This window comes from Serratia sp. CY71090 (genome assembly GCF_052166845.1).
Taxonomy (GTDB): Bacteria; Pseudomonadota; Gammaproteobacteria; order Enterobacterales; family Enterobacteriaceae; genus Serratia; species Serratia nematodiphila.
In genome coordinates this window covers 168,352-188,442 of the sequence record NZ_JBJNOA010000012.1, presented here as the reverse complement: position 1 = coordinate 188,442, position 20,091 = coordinate 168,352, and the positions used below count along the sequence as shown (strand labels likewise).

The following is a 20,091-nucleotide window of genomic DNA, read 5'->3' as shown; positions in this document are numbered from 1 at the left end:
GGGAAGTCGTAAGCGGACAGCAGTTCGCGAACTTCCATTTCTACCAGTTCCAGCAGCTCTTCATCATCAACCATGTCGCATTTGTTCATGAATACGATGATGAAAGGAACGCCAACCTGACGACCCAGCAGGATGTGCTCACGAGTCTGAGGCATTGGGCCGTCAGTCGCAGCTACTACCAGGATCGCGCCGTCCATCTGAGCAGCACCGGTGATCATGTTTTTCACGTAGTCGGCGTGCCCTGGGCAGTCAACGTGCGCGTAGTGACGAGTCGGGGTGTCATACTCAACGTGGGAGGTGTTGATGGTGATACCACGAGCTTTTTCTTCTGGCGCGTTATCGATCTGGTCGAAAGCACGTGCAGAACCGCCGTAGGTTTTAGCCAGTACGGTGGTGATCGCTGCAGTCAGGGTAGTTTTACCGTGGTCAACGTGGCCGATAGTACCAACGTTAACGTGCGGTTTTGTACGTTCAAATTTTTCTTTAGACACGGCTATATTCCTTACTATAGCGCTCTCCCCTTCAGGAGAGAGCACGGGACTTTGGTTTTAACCCTGCGGCTTATTTGCCACGGGCTTCGATTACGGCCTGAGCGACGTTGTTCGGTGCATCATCATACTTCAGGAATTCCATGGTGTATGATGCGCGACCTTTAGTCAGAGAACGCAGCTGAGTTGCGTAGCCGAACATTTCGGACAACGGTACTTCAGCGTGGATCTTAACGCCAGTCACTTCAGATTCCTGACCACGCAGCATGCCGCGACGACGGCTCAAGTCACCGATAACGTCACCGGTGTTCTCTTCTGGAGTCTCAACTTCAACCTTCATGATAGGCTCAAGCAGAACTGGTTTCGCTTTCTTAAAGCCTTCTTTAAAGGCGATAGACGCGGCCAGTTTAAACGCCAGTTCAGAGGAGTCAACGTCGTGGTAAGAACCGAAGTGCAGACGAATACCCATGTCTACTACCGGGTAACCAGCCAACGGACCAGACTTCAGCTGCTCCTGGATGCCTTTATCAACGGCAGGGATGTATTCGCCAGGAATTACACCACCTTTGATGTCGTTGATGAACTCGTAACCTTTCGGGTTAGAGCCCGGCTCCAGTGGGTACATGTCGATCACAACGTGACCGTACTGACCGCGACCACCAGACTGCTTGGCGTGCTTACCTTCAACATCGGTAATCTTCGCGCGAATCGCTTCGCGGTAAGCTACCTGAGGTTTGCCCACGTTAGCTTCAACGTTGAATTCACGCTTCATGCGGTCAACGATGATGTCGAGGTGCAGTTCACCCATACCGGCGATGATGGTCTGGTTAGACTCTTCGTCAGTCCATACGCGGAATGACGGGTCTTCTTTAGCCAGACGGCCCAGAGCCAGACCCATTTTTTCCTGGTCAGCTTTGGTTTTTGGTTCAACGGCGATAGAGATTACCGGCTCAGGGAATTCCATACGCTCCAGGATGATTGGAGAGTCTGGATCACACAGGGTGTCCCCGGTGGTCACGTCTTTCAGACCGATCGCAGCGGCGATGTCGCCTGCGCGAACTTCTTTGATCTCTTCACGCTTGTTAGCGTGCATCTGAACGATACGGCCGAAACGCTCGCGCGCAGCCTTAACGGAGTTCAGCACGGTGTCGCCGGAGTTAACAACGCCGGAGTACACGCGGAAGAAGGTCAGGTTACCCACGAACGGGTCGGTAGCGATTTTGAACGCCAGCGCAGAGAACGGCTCGTCATCACTTGCGTGACGCTCAGCCGGAGTATCTTTGCCATCGTCCAGGATACCGTTGATCGCAGGAACGTCAGTTGGTGCCGGCAGGTATTCGATTACCGCATCCAGCATCGCCTGTACGCCTTTGTTCTTGAACGCAGAACCACAGGTAACCAGGATGATTTCGTTGTTCAGCACGCGCTGACGCAGAGCGGATTTGATTTCTTCCTCGGTCAGCTCTTCGCCGCCCAGGTATTTTTCCATCAGCTCTTCGGAAGCTTCCGCAGCGGACTCGATCAGGTTCTGGCGCCATTCTTCAGCCAGATCCATCATGTCAGCCGGCACGTCTTCGTATTCGAAGGTTACGCCTGCGTCTTCTTCGTTCCAGTTGATCGCCTTCATCTTCACCAGGTCGATAACGCCGGTGAATTTGTCTTCTGCGCCGATAGCCAGCTGCAGAGGAACAGGGTTGGCGCCCAGACGAGTTTTGATCTGGCCTACAACTTTCAGGAAGTTAGCGCCCATACGGTCCATTTTGTTAACGAACGCGATACGTGGCACTTTGTATTTGTTAGCCTGACGCCATACGGTTTCAGACTGTGGCTGAACACCACCAACAGCACAGTAAACCATTACCGCGCCATCCAGCACACGCATGGAACGTTCTACTTCGATGGTGAAGTCAACGTGCCCTGGGGTGTCGATGATGTTTACGCGATGCGGTTCGAACTGCTTGGCCATACCAGACCAGAAGGCAGTAGTCGCTGCAGAAGTGATGGTAATACCACGCTCCTGCTCCTGTTCCATCCAGTCCATGGTGGCAGCGCCGTCATGAACTTCACCGATTTTGTGGTTTACACCGGTGTAGAACAGAATACGTTCGGTAGTGGTGGTTTTACCGGCGTCGATGTGAGCACTGATACCGATGTTACGGTAGCGTGCAATGGGTGTTGTACGAGCCATTTGATTCCTCTATTCCTAGGGCGTTCAAGTTCAGTTAACCCAAGCGGGCCGATTTGACGCGCCCGCTTGGTTAGCATGACTACAGCCGGATGATTACCAGCGGTAGTGGGCGAACGCCTTGTTGGCTTCGGCCATACGGTGAACGTCTTCACGCTTCTTAACAGCAGAACCTTTGTTCTCTGCTGCGTCAGACAGCTCGTTCGCCAGGCGCAGAGCCATGGATTTATCACCGCGTTTACGTGCAGCATCAACGATCCAACGCATTGCCAGAGCATTACGACGAACCGGGCGGACTTCAACTGGTACCTGATAAGTAGAACCGCCAACGCGACGCGACTTAACTTCTACAGTCGGGCGAACGTTGTCGAGAGCGACTTCGAAAGCTTCCAGGTGATCTTTACCAGAACGCTGAGCCAGGGTCTCCAGCGCGGTATAGACGATTGCTTCTGCAGTAGATTTTTTACCGTCTACCATCAGGATATTTACAAATTTGGCCAGCAGCTCAGATCCGAACTTAGGATCTGGCAGGATTTTACGTTGGCCGATTACGCGACGACGTGGCATGGAAATACTCCGTTGTTAATTCAGGATTGTCCAAAACTCTACGAGTTTATTTTGACATTAAAGTTAAAACGTTTGGCCTTACTTAACGGAGAACCATTAAGCCTTTGGCTTCTTCACGCCGTACTTGGAACGAGCTTGCTTACGGTCTTTAACACCGGAGCAGTCAAGTGCACCACGGACGGTGTGGTAACGCACACCTGGCAAGTCTTTTACACGACCGCCACGGATCAGGATTACGGAGTGTTCCTGCAGGTTGTGGCCTTCGCCACCGATGTAGGAAGTCACTTCGAAACCGTTGGTCAAACGCACACGGCAAACTTTACGCAGTGCGGAGTTTGGTTTTTTCGGGGTAGTGGTATATACGCGGGTGCATACGCCACGTTTCTGCGGGCAGGCTTCCAGCGCTGGAACGTTGCTTTTAGCAGCCTTCACAGAGCGTGGTTTGCGAACCAGCTGGTTAATTGTTGCCATTAAAAAAGCTCCTGGTTTTTGCTTCGTACTAGCTTCGTAAACATGTGATAAATCCCCTCGTATGCACTACTGGCAAAGTACGAGGACGCAGAATTTTATGGCTGACCAGTATGGGTGTCAAGAAATATACAACATCACTCTCATCACCAGGCCATTTGGCTGCGGTGTTGTTCGGTTAATTCAACGAAGTGATTATAGCCGACGACAGTGATTTTGTGCGAAAAATGACCAACCAATCCCCGGGCTTCCAGGTCGTCCTGCAGCGCATAAAGGGATATGGGGGCGGCGAGCAGCAATTCAAGATGAGCGCTGCCGGCAAGGCCTGCCAGCACGCCGTCCTGCAGCAGCAACAGCGCGTCGCCCTGCGCCGTCAGGCGCAGCAGCGCAGGCAGGTCACATTGGTTTGGCGAATGGCTCAGGGTATACAGCATCAGAGGATCCTAAAACGTCATCACGGCGTCGTAGCCGGCCAGTTCGCGGCGCAGTTCGTCCGGCGCCAGCACCTCGGCGTCCAGCACCCAATCGGTCACCTGGCTCAGTCCGCGTTCCTGCAGTGAAGCCTGGCACAGATAGCACCGCTCCACGTCATACAGCGGCAGCACGCCAAAGGTGGCAATGTAATTGCGCGCCAAAATCTTTTCCGGCTGTTGGCCCGGCAACAGCTGCAATACGCCATCGCCGACAAAAAACACCCCCACATCTTCACTGAGCGCCGACGTGGCGAGCAGCGCATCCAGCCCTTCCCTGCCGCTGGCGCCGCCGTGCGGCCCATGGGTGAAAACAAAAGCGACTCGTTTCATCCTATCCTCAGAACTGCACCAGACGGTCGCAACTTAGCGACGCTTCGGCCAGGGAACCCAGCCCGCTCAGGGTAAAACCGGGCTGCAGGTTGGCGCTTGCCAGCCCCTGCTGCGCCGCCTCCTGCTCGTCGGCGACGCCGCGGCGCAACGCGGCGGCCACGCAGACGTTGAGCGCCACGCCGTGTTGCTGAGCCAGCTGCGTCCAACCGCGCACCAGGTCGAACTCATCGCTGGCGGGCGCGGTCAGCTGGTTGGCGTTCAACACCCCTTCACGGTAGAAAAAGACGCTGGAAAGCCGGTGCCCTTTCGCCAGCAGGGCCTGAGCGAACTGATAGGCGCTGCTGGCCTGCTGCGTGCCGTAAGCCGGGCCGGTGACCAACAGACAATAATCGAGCATCAACGGTCGTTTCCCAACAGATCGCCGCTCTTGAACTGGCGAATGTACAAATACACGGTGTGTTTGGAGATATTCAGGCGATCCGCCACCTGATTGATCGCATCCTTGATGTCGAAGATGCCTTTCTCATAGAGGTTTAGCACTACCTGGCGGTTCTTGGCGTTATTGGATACCGAGCGATCGGCATTCACCTCTTCGATGGTGAACTCCAGCGTCTGCGCCACCAGATCGTCGACTGAAGACGCGAAATTCACCGACGACGGCACGTCCTGCGTGGCCGGCGGCATAAAGGTCTGCATGATCTGCGAGAACGGCACATCGAGGTTCATGTTGATGCACAACAAGCCGATTACCCGCTGTTCGCGATTGCGAATGGCGATGGTCACCGACTTCATCAGCACGCCGCTCTTGGCGCGGGTGAAGTAGGCTTTCGACACGCTGCTGTCGTCGCCGGCCATGTCGTGCAGCATGCGCAGCGCCAGGTCGGTGATCGGCGAACCGATTTTACGCCCGGTATGTTCCCCGTTGGCGATGCGCACCGCTGAGCTGTTCAGATCTTCCAGCGCGTGCAATACGATCTCACAGTGGCCGCCGATCAACATCGCCAGCCCATCGACCACCGCTTCATAGGATTTCAGGATTTCATGATCCGTTTGAGTAAACGGACGTTCATTCAGCAAATCAAGTTCGCTGGCTTCGCTGGATAAAAGCGAATTCGACATCGAAGATACCACCCTCATAGATCGCCTGTGCCAGGGGGCGCAGCTAAAACCGCTCGAACCGGATCGCTGCCGTCGTCGGCACGCCGCAGCGCGGCTGGCTGAGAGCAGCATAAACGGCACGATGACATCCGCGGGCGAGGCGGCCGGGAACAATTTTAGGTACACGCCCTAAGGGGCAGACGCATGACTGATAAGTCAGAATTATTAGTCTAGCAAAGCGGCCGGAGCAAAGTCCTTGCGTTTGCGCGTGGTATTGACGTTAAGCCCGATGCCCGGCAGGCGTCAAGCGTTCAATGGAGAGAGAAGCGGCGGCGGTCGAAATGAAAACCGCCGCGGAGGGCATCCGCGGCGGTGGCAAACAGAGCGACGAGATTATTTCGCTTTAGCGTCTGCTTTCGCGTCAGCCGATTTTTCGGCTTTAGCGTCGGCTTTCGGCGCCGCTTTCACGTCCAGCAGCTCAACGTCGAACACCAGCGTGGAGTTAGCCGGGATGCCCGGAACGCCGGTTTTGCCGTAGGCCAATGCCGGCGGGATCACCAGCTTGATTTTGCCGCCTTTCTTGATGTGCTTCAGGCCTTCGGTCCAGCCCGGGATCACGCCATCCAGACGGAACGACAGCGGCTCGCCGCGGGTGTAGGAGTTATCGAACTCAGTACCGTCGGTCAGGGTGCCTTTGTAGTTTACTACCACGGTGTCGCTGTCTTTCGGTGCTTCACCCGCGCCCGGTTTCTCTACCTGGTACAGCAGGCCGGATTCGGTTTTCTTCACGCCTTTTTCTTTCGCGAAGCTGTCGCGGTACTTAGCGCCTTTGGTTTCGTTGTCCTTGGCGTCCTGTTCCATCTTCGCCTGAGCGGAAGCCTTCACGCGCGCTTCGAAGCCCTGAAGGGTCTTCTCGATGTCGGCGTCGTTCAGCTTGCTCTTGTTGGCGAACGCGTCCTGAACGCCGGCGATCAGCTGATCTTTGTCCAGCTTGATGCCCAGCTTCTCTTGCTCTTTCAGAGAGTTGTCCATGTAACGGCCGAGAGAGGCGCCCAGTGCGTAAGCGGCTTGCTCGTCGTCGTTTTTGAACTTGCCGGTGCTCGGTGCTGCCGCCGCGTCCGCTGGTTTAGCGGCTTCTGCCGGTTTGGCGGCATCGGCTGCCATGACCTGGGTCGCATTCAGAGCAAAAGCCATGGTGGTTGCCAGAAGCGTGACTTTAAACAAAGATTTCATCCATTTCTCCAGTGTCTGAAGCAATGCCCCAAACAATCATTAGGTAAGATAACCGGGCTACTATAGCTGCCTGAAACAAAACAAAACAGTCGCACAGGTAACCAATCGAGTCAAAGTGTGACTCCCGCTTTGCCAAGAAGTTTCCCCCTGTGTGCTACTCGCATGATAAATCAGATTTTTCTTGCAGAATATTCGGCGAGGTTAGCAAAAAACGGCGTATCGGGCGTGCAACTTTTCAGCACTTTACACTGCCGATCGCAACGTTGCGCGCCGCCAGGAGAAATAGCGCGAGCAAACCCGGCGTCAGCTGTTACCATAACGCCGAATCAGGATTTTATCGCGTCAGAGGTAGCCTCATGCACAACGCCGACATTCAACGCCTGCTACAGCGGCTTGAAGAACTGGAGAGCCGCCAGGCCTTCCAAGAGCTCACCATCGAAGAGCTCAACCAGACCGTCATCCAGCATCAGATGGAAATGCTGAAGATGCGCGAACACCTGCGCATGTTGACCGACAAGCTGCGCTCGACCCAAACCTCAATGATCGCCTCGCAATCGGAAGAAACCCCTCCGCCGCACTATTGAGGGCCCGCTGCGCGGTTATTTCAGGCGTGCCAACCCGTCGACGGCACGCTCGAGATAGCGGCGCGGGCACCCCAGGTTGATGCGGATAAAACCGCTCCCCTCCGGGCCGAAACCGCTGCCCATCGACGGCGCCAGCTTCGCCACCGCCACCAGCGCCTGCTGTAAGTCAGCATCGTTCAAACCCAGTGCACGGCAATCCAGCCAGGCGAGATAAGTCCCTTCAGCCTGGGTCATCGTGCACCAGGGCGCGGCGGCCGCCAGCGCCTGCTCAAACCAGCGCCGATTCTCCGCCAGGTAGTCGAGCAGCTCATCAAGCCAGGCAGCGCCCCGTTGATAGGCCGCGGTCGCCGCCGTCATCGACAGCGCGTTGAATACATCCAGCCCGTGGGCGTTCAGCCGATCGACAAACGCCTGCCGCAGCCGGGCATTGGGGATCAGGAAATTCGAAATGCGCAGCGAAGAGAGTCCGAAGGTTTTGCTGGCGGACGTCGCCGCAATCACCCGCTCGCGATATTCCTCGTCCAGATGCAACACCGATGTAAACGTCTCGCCGGGCAGCAGCAGATCGGCCCAAATTTCATCGGAGATCACCGTGACATCGTGGGCGTGGCAGATCGCCATGAGCCGCTCCAGTTCCTCGCGGCGCCAGCAACGGCCAGTCGGATTGTGCGGATTGCACAGCAACAACAGCGGCGGTTTGCGCTGCGCCAGGCAGGCGGCCAGCTGGTCGAAATCGATCCGGTATCCCTGCGGGGTTTCCAGCAGCGGATTTTCAATCACCTCTCTGCCGTTCATGGTGACTATCTTGGCGAACGAGCCATAGTACGGCCCCTGCACCACCACGCCGTCCCCCGGCTTGCTGAGCAGTTGGATCAGCATCGCCAACCCCGGCACCACCCCTTCAATCGACGTGAACCACTCGCGCCGCAGCGACAAGTCGTGCCGCTTGGCAAACCAGTCGATCGCCGCCTGGTAGTAGGCGTCGTCGCGTTCGCTGTAGCCAAAGACGCCGTGGTCCACCCGCTGATGCAGCGCCTGTTGCACCTCCGGCGGGCATGGAAAGTCGAAATCGGACACCCACATCGGCAACAATTCGCTGCCGTCCAGTTGCAGATAGCGGTCGATGAAGTCCCACTTCACGGAGCCGGTATTGTGGCGATCGATGATGGCGTTGAAATGACTCGTCATGTCAGGCTTCCTTACGCTGCAAGTCGTTCTGAGGTTGGAGTTTGGCGATACCGAAGCCGGTGAAGCCATAAATCAGGGCGAACACCACTGCGACATAACATTGGATCGCCCACGGCAGCAGATCGAGCGTGCTCACTCCCAGCGTGGTCGCCATGTAAATACCGGCGGCCGTCCACGGGATCAGCGGCTCGATGACGGTGCCCGCATCTTCGACGGTGCGCGACAGGTTTTTGTTGTCCAGCCCCATGCGTCGATAGGCCCCTTTGAACAGCTCCGCCGGGATCAACAGCGCCAGCTTGCCGTCGCTGGTCGCGCCGGTCACCAGGATGGTGGTGGCAACGGTAGCGGCGATCAGTTGACCGGTGGTGTGCACCACTTTCAGCAGCCGGCTGATGATCACCGTCAGCGCGCCGGTCAGCGTCAAGGCGCCGGCGAAGGAAAAGGCGCAGAACACCAGCAGGATCGTACTCATCATCGAGAACATGCCGCCGCGGTTCAGCAGGCGCGGCACATCGGCGACGATCCCTTCAACGTTATGGCCCTGGCTGGCGAACATCGACAGATTGAAACCGTCCATCAACGCATTCAGCCCCTGTTGCAGGCTAAAACCCTGCAGCGCGACGCCGATGGCGATCGCCAGCGCGCAGGCGGCCAGCATGACGGGGATCACCGGCCGTTTGGTCACCGCGCCCCACAGCACCAGCACCGGCGGCAGGATCAACAGCAGATTGAAATGGTACAACCCCTCAAGCGCGCTGACGATTTCGGTCACTTTTTCCGGCGTTGCCACGCTGCCCACCGCGCCGGTGTGGCCGGCGATCAGGTACACCACGGCGGCCAGGATGAAGCTCGGCAGCGTCGTGTACATCAGATGCTGGATATGGCTGTAGAGATCGGTATCCGCGACGATAGCCGCGAAGTTCGTCGAATCGGACAACGGGGAAATTTTGTCGCCGAAGTAGGCGCCGGACACCACCGCCCCGGCCGCGGCGGCCAGTGGCACGTCCAGACCGGCGGCCACGCCCATCAGCGCCACGCCCACGGTGCCGGCCGCCCCCCACGAGGTACCGGTGCACACCGAGATCACGCTGGTGATGAAGAACGCGGCGATCAGAATGTATTGCGGGCTAATCAGCTTCAGCCCCCAATACACCATGTAAGGGATTGTGCCGCTGATCATCCAGGTGCCGATCAGCCCGCCCACGCAGATCAGGATCAAGATCACCGGCATCGCCTTAGCCAGCTTGGCCACGATGGCCCCGATGATGTCATCCCAGCGGTAGCCTTGCCACCAGGCCAACGCGGCGGCGATGGCGGCGGACACCAGCAGCAGCGGTTCAATGCGCAGGCCAAACTGGCCATAGCCGATGATGAGCAGCAACAGCATGGCCACAATCGGCAGCGTCGCCAGCCCAAGGTTGAGCGTTTTCTTATTATCCATATACGGCTCCTGTTGAAGAGGGGGTACTGCAACAGCGTAATGGCTTCGGTAATCGGAGGATGTGAGCGCAGGCCACTGGCCATGTAATCGGTTTCATGAGATGGCGTTATGTGAGCCGCCTCTCATTCGCCGCGCTTGCTTTGCTCAGTCCTCTCACCATCGGCGACGGAGTCTCGCAGGATAAGTTCGGCCGAAAAGCGGTTGTTCTGCGGCGCGACGTCGCTGCCGCTGTGGATTTGTAGCGCCAGACGCGCGGCGCGGCGGGCCATTTTCTCGATGGGGTAATGCACGGTGGTCAACGCGGGGTGGAGATATTTCGCCAGGGCAATGTCGTCAAAACCGACGATCGACAGCGCTTCAGGCAACTGAACTTGCCGTTGGTGGCAGGTGCGCATCATGCCGGCGGCCATCACGTCGTTGAACGTCACTGCGGCGGTGAAGCGTTGGTCGCTGGCCAGAACGCGCTCGGCCGCCAGTTCGCCCCCTCTTTCATTGAAGGGCACGCTGATGATCCAGCTGCCGGGCACCTCAATGCCGCCGGCGGCCATGGCCTGGCGGTAACCCGCTAACCGCTGCGCGCGGTCGTCGATCGGCAGATCCGTCGTCACGCAGGCGATTCTCCGATGCCCCTGACGAATGAGCAGCTTGGTCGCCGTCTGCGCCGCATTGGCGTTGTCGAGCCAGATGCAACGGTTGGCGATGGCGGGCAGGTAACGGTTGATCAGCACCAGCGCGGGCGTGTGGGCGGCGTAGCGCAGCAGCTCCTCCTCCCCCATGCGCGTGACGTGCGCCACGATGGCTTCGCATCCCTGATTGATGAGAAAGTCGAGGCCGCTTTTTTCCAGTTCGGCCTGATGCCCGCCGCTGCACAACATCAAACGCACGCCGGCCTGTCGCGTGATGTCTTCCACGCCCCGCGCCAGGCGTGAAAAAAACGGATCGTCGAGGTTGCCGGTCAGCAACCCCAGCATATTGCCGCTTCTTTTCGCCAGCGCCAGCGCGGCGGCGTTGCGGTGGTAGTTAAACTCGCGCATCGCCTTCTCGACGCGTTCGCGGGTCACCGGCTCAACGTAGGCGGTATTATTGATCACCCGGCTGACGGTGGCCGTGGAAACGCCGGCTCGGCGCGCAACGTCTTTCATGGTGGCCATGACATGTCCTGTCGTGCTGTTCGGCGCCCGGTGCGCCGCGCATAAAAAAGGGCAGCCGATGGCCGCCCTCTTGTCTCGTGATCGCGTTCTGCTTAGTGGCAGCCGCAACCGCCGTTACCGCAACCGCCTTTACCGTGGTCGTGACCATGGTCGTGATCGTGGCTGTGGCCGTGACCGCCGCAGCAGCCTTCACCGTGTTCGTGGTGATGGTCGTGCTCGCCGTGTACGTGACCGTGTGCCAGTTCTTCTGCGGTCGCTTCGCGGATCGCGACAACTTCCACGTTGAAGTTCAGGTTTTGGCCGGCCAGCATGTGGTTGCCGTCAACCACCACGTGGTCGCCGTCAACTTCGGTGATTTCAACCGGTACCGGGCCCTGATCGGTGTCAGCCAGGAAACGCATGCCGACCTGCAGTTCGTCAACGCCCATGAAGACGTCTTTCGGTACGCGCTGCACCAGGTTTTCGTCGTAGTTGCCGTACGCGTCGTTCGCGCCGACGTGAACGTCAAAACGATCGCCAACGTCGTGGCCTTCGAGCGCTTTTTCCAGACCTGCGATCAGAGAACCATGCCCGTGCAGATAGTCCAGCGGTGCGCTCACCGGAGACTCATCAACCAAAACACCGTCTTCTGTACGTACTTGGTAAGCCAGGCTGACCACCAAGTCTTTTGCTACTTTCATGATATCTCCTACCGTTGGCTACTAGGACGCGCACCGTTATCGGGATGCGCGCCTTTTCCGGACAGATTGTAACGGAAATCTGCCTCGCTGTACCCTTCGGGATAAAAAAACGCTACTTCGGCTGAAAAATGCCGATCACCTGCTCTTGCGGTCGAACGTGTTTTTCCACCTGTTGCTCGGTCTGGCGCTGGTGATGGCCGCACTTGACGCACTCCACCACTTCCACCTGATCCTCCCGCCACACCGCCAGCGTATCCATGGCGCTACAGCTTGGGCACACCGCCCCGGCGATAAATCTCTTACGTGTTGCAGACATCGTTATGCTCCCGCTTATTCGTATTCATCCCAGCCGTCAAACTGGCGACTTTCTTTTTGCATTTCGCGATGGAACAGCTCTTCCAGCTCGCGCCGCGCCTCTTTCACGCGGGAAATTTGCGCCACGTCGCCCTGATGCGGCGGCATCAGTTCACGCAGCATGCGCATATCCAGGCGGCGAAAATGCTGCTGGGCGCGGAAGGCCTGATGCGGGTGCATGCCCAACTCCATCAACGCCTTGCGCCCCAGTTCCAGCGCGCTGGAGAAGGTCTCGCGGCTGAACTGTTTCACGCCCGCCTGCAGCAACTCATGCGCCTCCACGCGGCCGCGTGCCCGCGCCAGAATACTCAGATTCGGGAAGTGCTGCTGGCACAGCCGCACGATCTCCATGGTGTCTTCCGGCTCATTGCAGGTGATCACGATCGACTTGGCCTTTTCGGCGCCCGCCGCGCGCAGCAGCTCCAGCTCGGTGGCGTCGCCGTAATAAACCTGATATCCGTAACGCCGCAGCACGCCGACGGCGCTGACGTCGCGTTCCAGTACGGTAATGCGCATTTTGTTGGCCATCAACAGGCGGCCGATCACCTGGCCGAAACGCCCGAAACCAACGATGATCACCTGCGGATCGTCGTCCTCTACGTACGGCGTCTCCTCGTCTTCGCCTTTGGCGTTATAGCGGCGCGCCAAAATGCGGTCGATGGCCTGCATGAGTAGCGGTGTGGTCATCATCGACAGCGTCACCACCACCAGCAGCAAAGAGAGTTGATCCGGCTGCAGCACCTTTTGCGCGCCCGCCGCAGAAAACAGCACGAAGGCAAACTCGCCGCCCTGGCTGAGCACGCCGGCAAACTGCAGGCGCACCGAACTACGCAGGCCGAACAGGCGCGACACGCCGTAGAGCACGCCGGATTTCACCGCCACCAGCACCAGTACGCCGATCAACACCTCGGCCAGATGGGTGTAGAGCACGCCGATATTCAACACCATGCCCACCGAGATAAAGAACAGCCCCAGCAGTAGCCCTTTAAACGGCTCGATGGAGATCTCCAGTTCGTGGCGGTATTCGCTCTCCGCCAGCAGCACGCCGGCAATGAAGGTGCCGAGCGCCATCGACAGGCCAAGCGTCTCCATAAACAGCGCCGAGCCGAGCACCAGCAACAGCGCCGCGGCAGTGAAGATCTCGCGCACGCCGGAAGCGGCGATATAGCGGAACAGCGGCCGCAGCAGGAAGCGGCCGCCGATCAGCATGCCGCCGAACGCCGCCACCTTGAGCGCGATCTTCGCCCAGTCGTCGCTGGTGCCGCCGGCGCCGGCCAGAATGGGGATCAACGCCAGCGCCGGGATCACCGCCATATCCTGGAACAGCAGCACCGAGAAACCCAGCTGCCCGCCTTCGTTGCGATTCATGCCCTTTTCGCGCATCAGCTGTAGCGCCATGGCGGTGGAAGACATCGCCAGGCCGATACCGCCGATCACCGCCGCCTGCCAGGCGAAGTGCGTCAGGTACAACAATGCGCCCAGCACCGCCGCGGTGATCAACACCTGGCCGGCGCCGGCGCCGAAGATCGAGCGCCGCAGCTCCCACAGCTTGCTGGGATTCAGCTCCAGGCCGATGATGAACATCAGGAACACCACGCCCAGTTCGGAGAAGTGCAGGATCTCGTCAACGTCGCGAATGAAGCCCAATCCCCACGGGCCGATGGCGATGCCGGCGATCAGATAGCCCAGCACCGCGCCAATCCCCAGACGACGGGCGATCGGCACCGTCACCACCGCGGCGAACAGGAACAGCAAAATGGCGGTCAGTAAGGTCGATCCTTCCATGATCATCGTCCTCCGTGCGGCAGCGGGTGGCTCAGCCAGTCCCCGTAGGCGTCCGCATGGCTGCGCAGCACCTCCGGCTTTTGCCGCCGCGCCCAATACACCACGAACGGCGTCAACCAGTGCATATGGCACATCCCGGCGGTCAGCTCGAACGGCCGCAGGATATCTTCCATCGCATAGTGGTTATAACCGCCGGTACGGTAGGCGCCTTCCGGCTCGCCGGTGGTGATCACCGAGCGCCAGTACTTGCCCGCCAGCGCATTGCCGCCCACGCCGCTGGCGAAGCCGCGCGCCAGCACGCGATCCAGCCACTCCTTCAGCAGCGCCGGGCAGCTGTAGGTATAGAGAGGATGCTGAAACACGATGACCTGATGCTCACGCAGCAGCTGTTGTTCGTGATGGATATCGATAAAAAAATCAGGATAGTGCGCGTAGAGATCGTGCACGGTGACATGTTCCAACTGCTGCGCCGGTCGAAGCAAAACCCGGTTCGCCACCGAGTCATGGGATTCCGGATGGGCATACAGCAGCAAGACCTTGGGCGGCTGCGACATCATTCCCCTCCAAAGCGTCGTCAGGGTAGCGGTTTTCCGTTACCATGCATCGCAAAGACAAAAACAGCGCGCGGTGCGCGTTCTGTTACCTTAATGATAATTTAACATACTCTGAACATACGGCGCTTTATGATTGTATTCTCCTCGCTACAAATCCGACGCGGCATTCGCGTCCTGCTGGACAACGCCACGGCGACGGTTAATCCCGGTCAGAAGGTCGGCCTGGTGGGCAAAAACGGCTGCGGCAAATCCACGCTGCTGTCGCTGCTGAAGGGCGAGATCGCGGCGGACGGCGGCAGCTTCACCTTCCCCGGCAACTGGGCGCTGGCCTGGGTCAACCAGGAGACGCCGGCGCTGGACGTGCCGGCGATCGAGTATGTTATCGACGGCGACCGCGAGTTTCGCCAGCTTGAAGCCGAGTTGCAGGCGGCCAACGATCGCAACGACGGCCACGCCATCGCCACCCTGCACGGCAAGCTGGACGCCATCGACGCCTGGACCATCCGTTCCCGCGCCGCCAGCCTGCTGCACGGCCTCGGCTTCTCCAACGAACAGCTGCAAAGCCCGGTGCGCGACTTTTCCGGCGGCTGGCGCATGCGCCTCAACCTGGCGCAGGCGCTGGTGTGCCGTTCCGATCTGCTGCTGCTTGACGAACCGACCAACCACCTGGATCTCGATGCGGTGATCTGGCTGGAGCGCTGGCTGAAAAGCTATCCCGGCACGCTGGTGCTGATCTCGCACGACCGCGACTTCCTCGATCCGATCGTCGACAAGATCCTGCATATCGAACAGCAGACGATGAACGAGTACACCGGCAACTACTCGTCGTTCGAACGCCAGCGCGCTACCAAGCTGGCGCAGCAGCAGTCGCTGTATCAGCACCAGCAAGAGAAAGTGGCGCACCTGCAAAGCTATATCGACCGTTTCCGCGCGCAGGCCACCAAGGCCAAACAGGCGCAGAGCCGCATCAAGATGCTGGAGCGCATGGAGCTGATAGCCCCGGCGCACGTCGACAACCCGTTCACCTTCAGCTTCCGCCCGCCGGAAAGCCTGCCGAACCCGCTGCTGCGCATGGAAAAAGTCAGCGCCGGGTATGGCGATAAAGTGATCCTGAAGTCAATCAAGCTGAACCTGGTGCCCGGCTCGCGCATTGGCCTGCTCGGCCGCAACGGCGCCGGGAAATCGACGCTGATCAAACTGCTGGCCGGCACCCTGGAGCCGCTGAGCGGCGAGATCGGCCTGGCGAAAGGCATCAAGCTGGGTTACTTCGCCCAGCATCAGCTGGAATTTTTGCGCGCCGACGAATCGCCGCTGCAGCACCTGAGCCGCATCGCCCCAAGGGTGCTGGAGCAGCAGCTGCGCGACTATCTGGGCGGTTTCGGCTTCCAGGGCGACAAGGTCAGCGAAATGACCGAGCGTTTCTCCGGCGGCGAGAAGGCGCGGCTGGTGCTGGCGCTGATCGTCTGGCAGCGCCCGAACCTGCTGCTGCTCGATGAACCGACCAACCACCTGGATCTCGACATGCGTCAGGCGCTGACCGAGGCGCTGATCGATTTCGAAGGCGCGTTGGTGGTGGTATCCCACGACCGTCACCTGCTGCGCTCCACCACCGACGATCTGTACCTGGTGCACGATGGCCAGGTCGAGCCTTTCGAGGGCGATCTCGACGATTATCAGCAGTGGCTTGTCGACCTGCAGCGCCAGGAAAGCCAGCAGGACGCGCCGGAAAAAGAGAGCGGCGGCAACAGCGCGCAGGCGCGCAAGGATCAAAAACGCCGCGAGGCGGAGTTCCGTACGCAAACCCAACCGCTGCGCAAGCAGATCGCCAAGCTGGAACAGCAGATGGAAAAACTGGGCGCCGAACTGGCGGCGGTGGAGGAACAGCTGGCGGATCCCGCGCTGTACGACATCAGCCGCAAGGCCGAGTTGACCGACTGCCTGCAAAAGCAAAGCCAGGCCAAATCCGCGCTGGAAGAGACGGAAATGACCTGGCTGGATGCGCAGGAACAGCTGGAGCAGTTAACGCAGGCGTTCGAAGCCTAAGCCTCAGGCCTTGTAAAAAGGTTTATCCCCCAGAATGGTCGCGCGGTGCATGATGCGCCGCTGCGGCAGATAATCCGCGTTGGCGTAGTGCTGCGTCACGCGGTTATCCCAGATCGCCACGTCATTTTCCTGCCAGCGCCAGCGCACCTGAAACTCCGGCTTAGTGATGTGAGCGAACAGGAAATTCAGTAAAGCATCGCTCTCCTTCGGCGCCACATCCACGATCCGCGTGGTGAACCCTTCATTGACGAACAGCGCCTGTCGGCCGCTGACCGGGTGAGTGCGCACCACCGGATGCAGCAGCGGCGGGTTTTTCTGCACCGCCAGTTGCCAGCGCTGGTGTTCTTCTTCGCTACCGCGATGCTTGTGCTCCGGGAACGACTTGGTGAAGTCATGCTCTGCGCGCAACCCCGCGAGCAGCGTTCTGAACGGCGCCGACAGCGCTTCGTAGGCCGCGATGCCGCTGGCCCACAGCGTATCGCCGCCGGTGGCAGGCAAGGTCTTGGCCGCCAGGATCGCGCCCAGCGGCGGGTTCTCGATAAAGGTCACGTCGGTGTGCCAGTTGTCGTTGTCCGGCGGATTGTCGTCGTGAGTATCGAGCACGATGATCTCTTCCACGTCGGTGGCGTGCGGATAGACCGGATGGATATGCAGATCGCCGAAGCGCCCGGCCAGATCGCGCTGCTGCAACGGCGTGATCGGCTGGTTGCGGAAGAACAGCACCTGATGCTTGAGCAACGCATGATAAAGCTGTTCAAACTGGCCGTCGCCCAACGGCCGGGCCAATTCGACGTTTTCCACCAGCGCCCCGATGTAAGGCCCCAGCGGGGTGATATTCAGACGTTCGTTCATTGCTGTACTCCATGCCACGGGGTCAATCGGCGCTGCAGGGCGCGCAGCCCCAGCTCCAACCCAAATGCAATCACCGCAATCACGCCGATGCCGGCCAACACCACGTCGGTCGCCAAAAACTCACCGGCGGATTGCACCATAAATCCCAGGCCGCGCGTGGCGGCGATCAGTTCGGCGGCCACCAGCGTCGACCAGCCGACGCCCAGCCCGATGCGAATGCCGGTCAGGATCTCCGGCAGCGCGCTCGGTAGCACCACGAAACGCAGCACCTGCCAACGCGTGGCGCCCAACGCGCGGGCGGCGCGCACTCGTACCTGTGCCACGCTGCGCACGCCGGCCACGGCGGAGAGCGTCACCGGCGCGAAGATCGCCAGATAAATCAGCAAGATTTTCGAGGTCTCGCCGATGCCGAACCAAATCACCATCAGCGGCAGATAGGCCAGCGGCGGCACCGGACGATAGATCTCAATCAGCGGATCGAGGATGCCGCGCACCGTGTCGTTCAGCCCCATGGCGATGCCCACCGGAATGCCGACGATCACCGCCGCCAGCAGCGCCACCAAAATACGCCCCAGGCTGGCCGCCAGATGCTGCCATAGCGTGGCGTCCATAAAGCCTTGCGGGCTGGCGATGGTGATCAACTGATGCAGCACCTGCTGCGGCGCCGGCAAAAACAGCGGGCTGATCAGCTGCAGCGCCGTCACGCCCCACCAGACGATCAACACCGTCAACAACGTGGCGCCGCTCAACCAAACGTTGCGCGGCACGCTGAAACGGCGCGCCGCTTTGCCCTGCGGCTGCGCCGCGGCCTTCAGAGTGGAATGCAGGCTCATAGCAAGGCCTCGCGCTGTTGGAAAACTTTGCCCAGCACGTATTCGCGCTGCGCGATAAATTCAGGATCGGACTTGATGGCGCGGCAGGCTTCGCCGTCGGCATAGCGCTGGCCGAAGTTCAGCGACAGCCGCTCCACCACCTGCCCCGGCCCCGGCGACAGCAGTAACAGTTCACTGGCGAGGAACACCGCCTCTTCGATATCGTGGGTGATCAGCAGCACCTGTTTGCCGGTATCTCGCCAGATGGTCAACAACAACTCCTGCATCTGCTCGCGCGTGAACGCGTCCAACGCACCGAACGGCTCATCCAGCAACAGCAGACGCGGATCGGCGGCCAGGGCGCGGGCAATGCCGACGCGTTGGCGCATGCCGCCGGAAAGCTGCCAGATGAAGTGCTGTTCATAGCCTGCCAGCCCCACGCGCTGCAGCATCTGCTCCGCCACCTGGCGGCGCTGCGCCTTGCCGATGCCGGCCAGCTGCAGGCCGAACTCAACGTTGTCCACCACGTTACGCCACGGCAGTAAGCCCTCATGCTGGAACACCACGCCCCGTTCGGCGCCCGGGCCGTGAACGGGCGTTCCATCCAGCGTGATGCTGCCAGCTGAAGGCTCGATAAACCCGGCGATCAAATTCAGCAGCGTGGTCTTGCCGCAGCCCGATGGGCCGAGCACCACCACCAGTTGCCCGGCGGCGATCTGGAACGACACGTCACGCAGCGCGGGCCGCCCCTGATACTCTGCTGAAAGATGATTGACGTTTAGCATCCTGCTTCCTTACGACTGCGGCGCAGCCTGCACCTGTTTCACAAAACGGTCGGTGACGTAAGCGCTGTAGTCGCTGTCGACCTGCGGGATCTTGCCCTGCTGCTTGAGGAATTCGGCGGTATCGCGGATTGCCTTGTCCACCGGCTGGCCGAGTTGGGCGACCTGATCGGCCACCGGCAGATAACGGTTCCCCTTCACCAGTTCCGGCACCTGCGCTTCCGGCACGCCGCTCAGGCGCGCCAGCGTGCTGAGATGGCTCGGATCTTTAAGCCACTGTTCCGGTGCCGCCAGGTAGGCCTTTTGCGCCTGCAGGGCGCTGGCGGCAAAGGCGGTTACTACGTCGGGATGTTTCTCTGCGAAGTCTTTGCGCACCACCCACACGTCCAGCGTCGGTGAACCCCATTCGCCCACCTGCGCGGAGTCGGTCAGCACCTTGCCCTGTTTGGCCAGTTCGTTGACCACCGGCGCCCAGACGTAAGCGCCGTCGATGTCGCCGCGCTGCCAGGCGGCGGCGATGGCCGGCGGCTGCAGATTGAGGATCTTCACCTGTTCAGGCTTGATGCCCCAATGTTTGAGCGAGGCCAGCAGGCTGTAATGGGTGGTGGAAATAAACGGCACCGCAATGCGTTTGCCGATCAGATCCTGCGGGCTTTTGATGTCATTTTTCACCACCAGCGCTTCGGAGCTGCCGAGCTGCGAGGCGATGAGGAACACTTCGATGGGGAGTTTTTGGCTGGCGGCCACCGCCAGTGGGCTGGAGCCGATATTGCCGATCTGCACATCGCCGGAGGCCAGCGCGCGCAGCACGCTGGAACCGCTGTCGAACTTACGCCAGTCGACGGTCGCGCCGGACTGTTTGGCGAAGCTGTTTTCCGCCTGCGCCACCTTGGCCGGCTCCGCCGACGTCTGGTACGCCACGGTCACGTCCACCGCGTAGGCGCTGGCCGCGCTGAGCGACAACGCCAGCAGCGCCGCGTTGCGTAAAGAAAAGAGTTTGCCCGCCATGTTCCGCTCCGTTGA

22 protein-coding genes are annotated in these 20,091 nt (G+C 59.7%); 2 read left to right on the top strand and 20 right to left on the bottom strand.

Going from position 1 to position 20,091, the window contains the following annotated elements; translation table 11 throughout:
* The 9 genes from ACJ8OK_RS20660 to fkpA form a co-directional block, all read right to left on the bottom strand.
* The coding region (locus ACJ8OK_RS20660) for a GTP-binding protein (RefSeq protein WP_442530935.1) at positions 1-491 on the bottom strand (491 nt) is incomplete at its 3' end.
* A gap of 70 nt (positions 492-561) precedes the next feature.
* Complete coding sequence (gene fusA / locus ACJ8OK_RS20655; RefSeq protein ID WP_004930429.1) at positions 562-2,676, bottom strand: elongation factor G; 2,115 nt, start codon at positions 2,674-2,676, stop codon at positions 562-564.
* A 93-nt stretch (positions 2,677-2,769) separates the two neighbouring features.
* Positions 2,770-3,240, bottom strand: coding sequence for a 30S ribosomal protein S7 (rpsG, locus tag ACJ8OK_RS20650; protein ID WP_004956203.1), 471 nt, complete (start codon positions 3,238-3,240; stop codon positions 2,770-2,772).
* A gap of 96 nt (positions 3,241-3,336) precedes the next feature.
* Complete coding sequence (gene rpsL / locus ACJ8OK_RS20645) at positions 3,337-3,711, bottom strand: 30S ribosomal protein S12 (RefSeq protein WP_004930426.1); 375 nt, start codon at positions 3,709-3,711, stop codon at positions 3,337-3,339.
* A 143-nt stretch (positions 3,712-3,854) separates the two neighbouring features.
* Complete coding sequence (gene tusB, locus ACJ8OK_RS20640) at positions 3,855-4,142, bottom strand: sulfurtransferase complex subunit TusB (protein ID WP_004930424.1); 288 nt, start codon at positions 4,140-4,142, stop codon at positions 3,855-3,857.
* Between the two features lie 9 nt (positions 4,143-4,151).
* Entirely contained in the window at positions 4,152-4,511 is a 360-nt protein-coding gene (gene tusC / locus ACJ8OK_RS20635) for a sulfurtransferase complex subunit TusC (protein WP_033631943.1), read from the bottom strand.
* 7 nt (positions 4,512-4,518) lie between these two features.
* On the bottom strand, positions 4,519-4,908 hold the full coding sequence (gene tusD, locus ACJ8OK_RS20630) for a sulfurtransferase complex subunit TusD (RefSeq protein ID WP_033631942.1): 390 nt from the start codon (positions 4,906-4,908) through the stop codon (positions 4,519-4,521).
* Positions 4,908-5,630, bottom strand: coding sequence for a helix-turn-helix transcriptional regulator (locus tag ACJ8OK_RS20625; RefSeq protein WP_033631941.1), 723 nt, complete (start codon positions 5,628-5,630; stop codon positions 4,908-4,910). The genes tusD and ACJ8OK_RS20625 overlap by 1 nt, the downstream gene beginning before the upstream one ends.
* 372 nt (positions 5,631-6,002) lie before the next feature.
* Positions 6,003-6,842, bottom strand: coding sequence for an FKBP-type peptidyl-prolyl cis-trans isomerase (fkpA, locus tag ACJ8OK_RS20620; RefSeq protein ID WP_015379270.1), 840 nt, complete (start codon positions 6,840-6,842; stop codon positions 6,003-6,005).
* Positions 6,843-7,198: 356 nt separating this feature from the next.
* Here fkpA and ACJ8OK_RS20615 point away from each other — a divergent pair, with 356 nt between their 5' ends.
* A complete protein-coding gene (locus ACJ8OK_RS20615; RefSeq protein ID WP_004930414.1) occupies positions 7,199-7,426 on the top strand; it encodes a SlyX family protein in 228 nt (75 codons plus the stop codon).
* A 15-nt stretch (positions 7,427-7,441) separates the two neighbouring features.
* Here ACJ8OK_RS20615 and ACJ8OK_RS20610 read toward each other — a convergent pair whose 3' ends face one another.
* The 7 genes from ACJ8OK_RS20610 to kefG all read right to left on the bottom strand — a co-directional run bounded on the left by ACJ8OK_RS20610 (position 7,442) and on the right by kefG (position 14,579).
* Positions 7,442-8,614, bottom strand: coding sequence for a MalY/PatB family protein (locus ACJ8OK_RS20610; RefSeq protein ID WP_442530930.1), 1,173 nt, complete (start codon positions 8,612-8,614; stop codon positions 7,442-7,444).
* Position 8,615: 1 nt separating this feature from the next.
* Entirely contained in the window at positions 8,616-10,055 is a 1,440-nt protein-coding gene (gene nhaC / locus ACJ8OK_RS20605) for a Na+/H+ antiporter NhaC (RefSeq protein WP_085337631.1), read from the bottom strand.
* Positions 10,056-10,177: 122 nt separating this feature from the next.
* On the bottom strand, positions 10,178-11,206 hold the full coding sequence (locus ACJ8OK_RS20600) for a LacI family DNA-binding transcriptional regulator (RefSeq protein ID WP_015379273.1): 1,029 nt from the start codon (positions 11,204-11,206) through the stop codon (positions 10,178-10,180).
* Positions 11,207-11,298: 92 nt separating this feature from the next.
* Positions 11,299-11,886: a peptidylprolyl isomerase gene (gene slyD, locus ACJ8OK_RS20595; protein WP_004930407.1), complete on the bottom strand. Its 588-nt coding sequence runs from the start codon at positions 11,884-11,886 to the stop codon at positions 11,299-11,301.
* A gap of 112 nt (positions 11,887-11,998) precedes the next feature.
* Positions 11,999-12,202 carry a YheV family putative zinc ribbon protein gene (locus ACJ8OK_RS20590; protein ID WP_015379274.1) on the bottom strand — a complete coding sequence of 68 codons (204 nt, stop codon included), beginning with the start codon at positions 12,200-12,202 and terminating at the stop codon, positions 11,999-12,001.
* 14 nt (positions 12,203-12,216) lie between these two features.
* Positions 12,217-14,025, bottom strand: a complete 1,809-nt coding sequence (kefB, locus tag ACJ8OK_RS20585; protein WP_166730404.1) for a glutathione-regulated potassium-efflux system protein KefB — start codon at positions 14,023-14,025, stop codon at positions 12,217-12,219.
* 2 nt (positions 14,026-14,027) lie between these two features.
* Entirely contained in the window at positions 14,028-14,579 is a 552-nt protein-coding gene (gene kefG / locus ACJ8OK_RS20580; RefSeq protein WP_033633564.1) for a glutathione-regulated potassium-efflux system ancillary protein KefG, read from the bottom strand.
* Positions 14,580-14,708: 129 nt separating this feature from the next.
* Here kefG and ACJ8OK_RS20575 point away from each other — a divergent pair, with 129 nt between their 5' ends.
* Positions 14,709-16,622: an ABC transporter ATP-binding protein gene (locus ACJ8OK_RS20575; RefSeq protein WP_015379276.1), complete on the top strand. Its 1,914-nt coding sequence runs from the start codon at positions 14,709-14,711 to the stop codon at positions 16,620-16,622.
* A gap of 3 nt (positions 16,623-16,625) precedes the next feature.
* On the opposite strand, the gene tauD is transcribed toward ACJ8OK_RS20575, so the two are convergent.
* The 4 genes from tauD to tauA are packed head-to-tail and all read right to left on the bottom strand — an operon-like array spanning position 16,626 to position 20,076.
* A complete protein-coding gene (gene tauD / locus ACJ8OK_RS20570) occupies positions 16,626-17,474 on the bottom strand; it encodes a taurine dioxygenase (protein ID WP_004930389.1) in 849 nt (282 codons plus the stop codon).
* Positions 17,471-18,307: a taurine ABC transporter permease TauC gene (gene tauC, locus ACJ8OK_RS20565; RefSeq protein ID WP_033631937.1), complete on the bottom strand. Its 837-nt coding sequence runs from the start codon at positions 18,305-18,307 to the stop codon at positions 17,471-17,473. Before tauC ends, tauD begins: the two co-directional genes overlap by 4 nt.
* On the bottom strand, positions 18,304-19,071 hold the full coding sequence (tauB, locus tag ACJ8OK_RS20560) for a taurine ABC transporter ATP-binding subunit (protein ID WP_004930385.1): 768 nt from the start codon (positions 19,069-19,071) through the stop codon (positions 18,304-18,306). Before tauB ends, tauC begins: the two co-directional genes overlap by 4 nt.
* 9 nt (positions 19,072-19,080) lie before the next feature.
* Entirely contained in the window at positions 19,081-20,076 is a 996-nt protein-coding gene (gene tauA, locus ACJ8OK_RS20555) for a taurine ABC transporter substrate-binding protein (RefSeq protein WP_004930383.1), read from the bottom strand.
* Positions 20,077-20,091 lie beyond the last annotated feature (15 nt).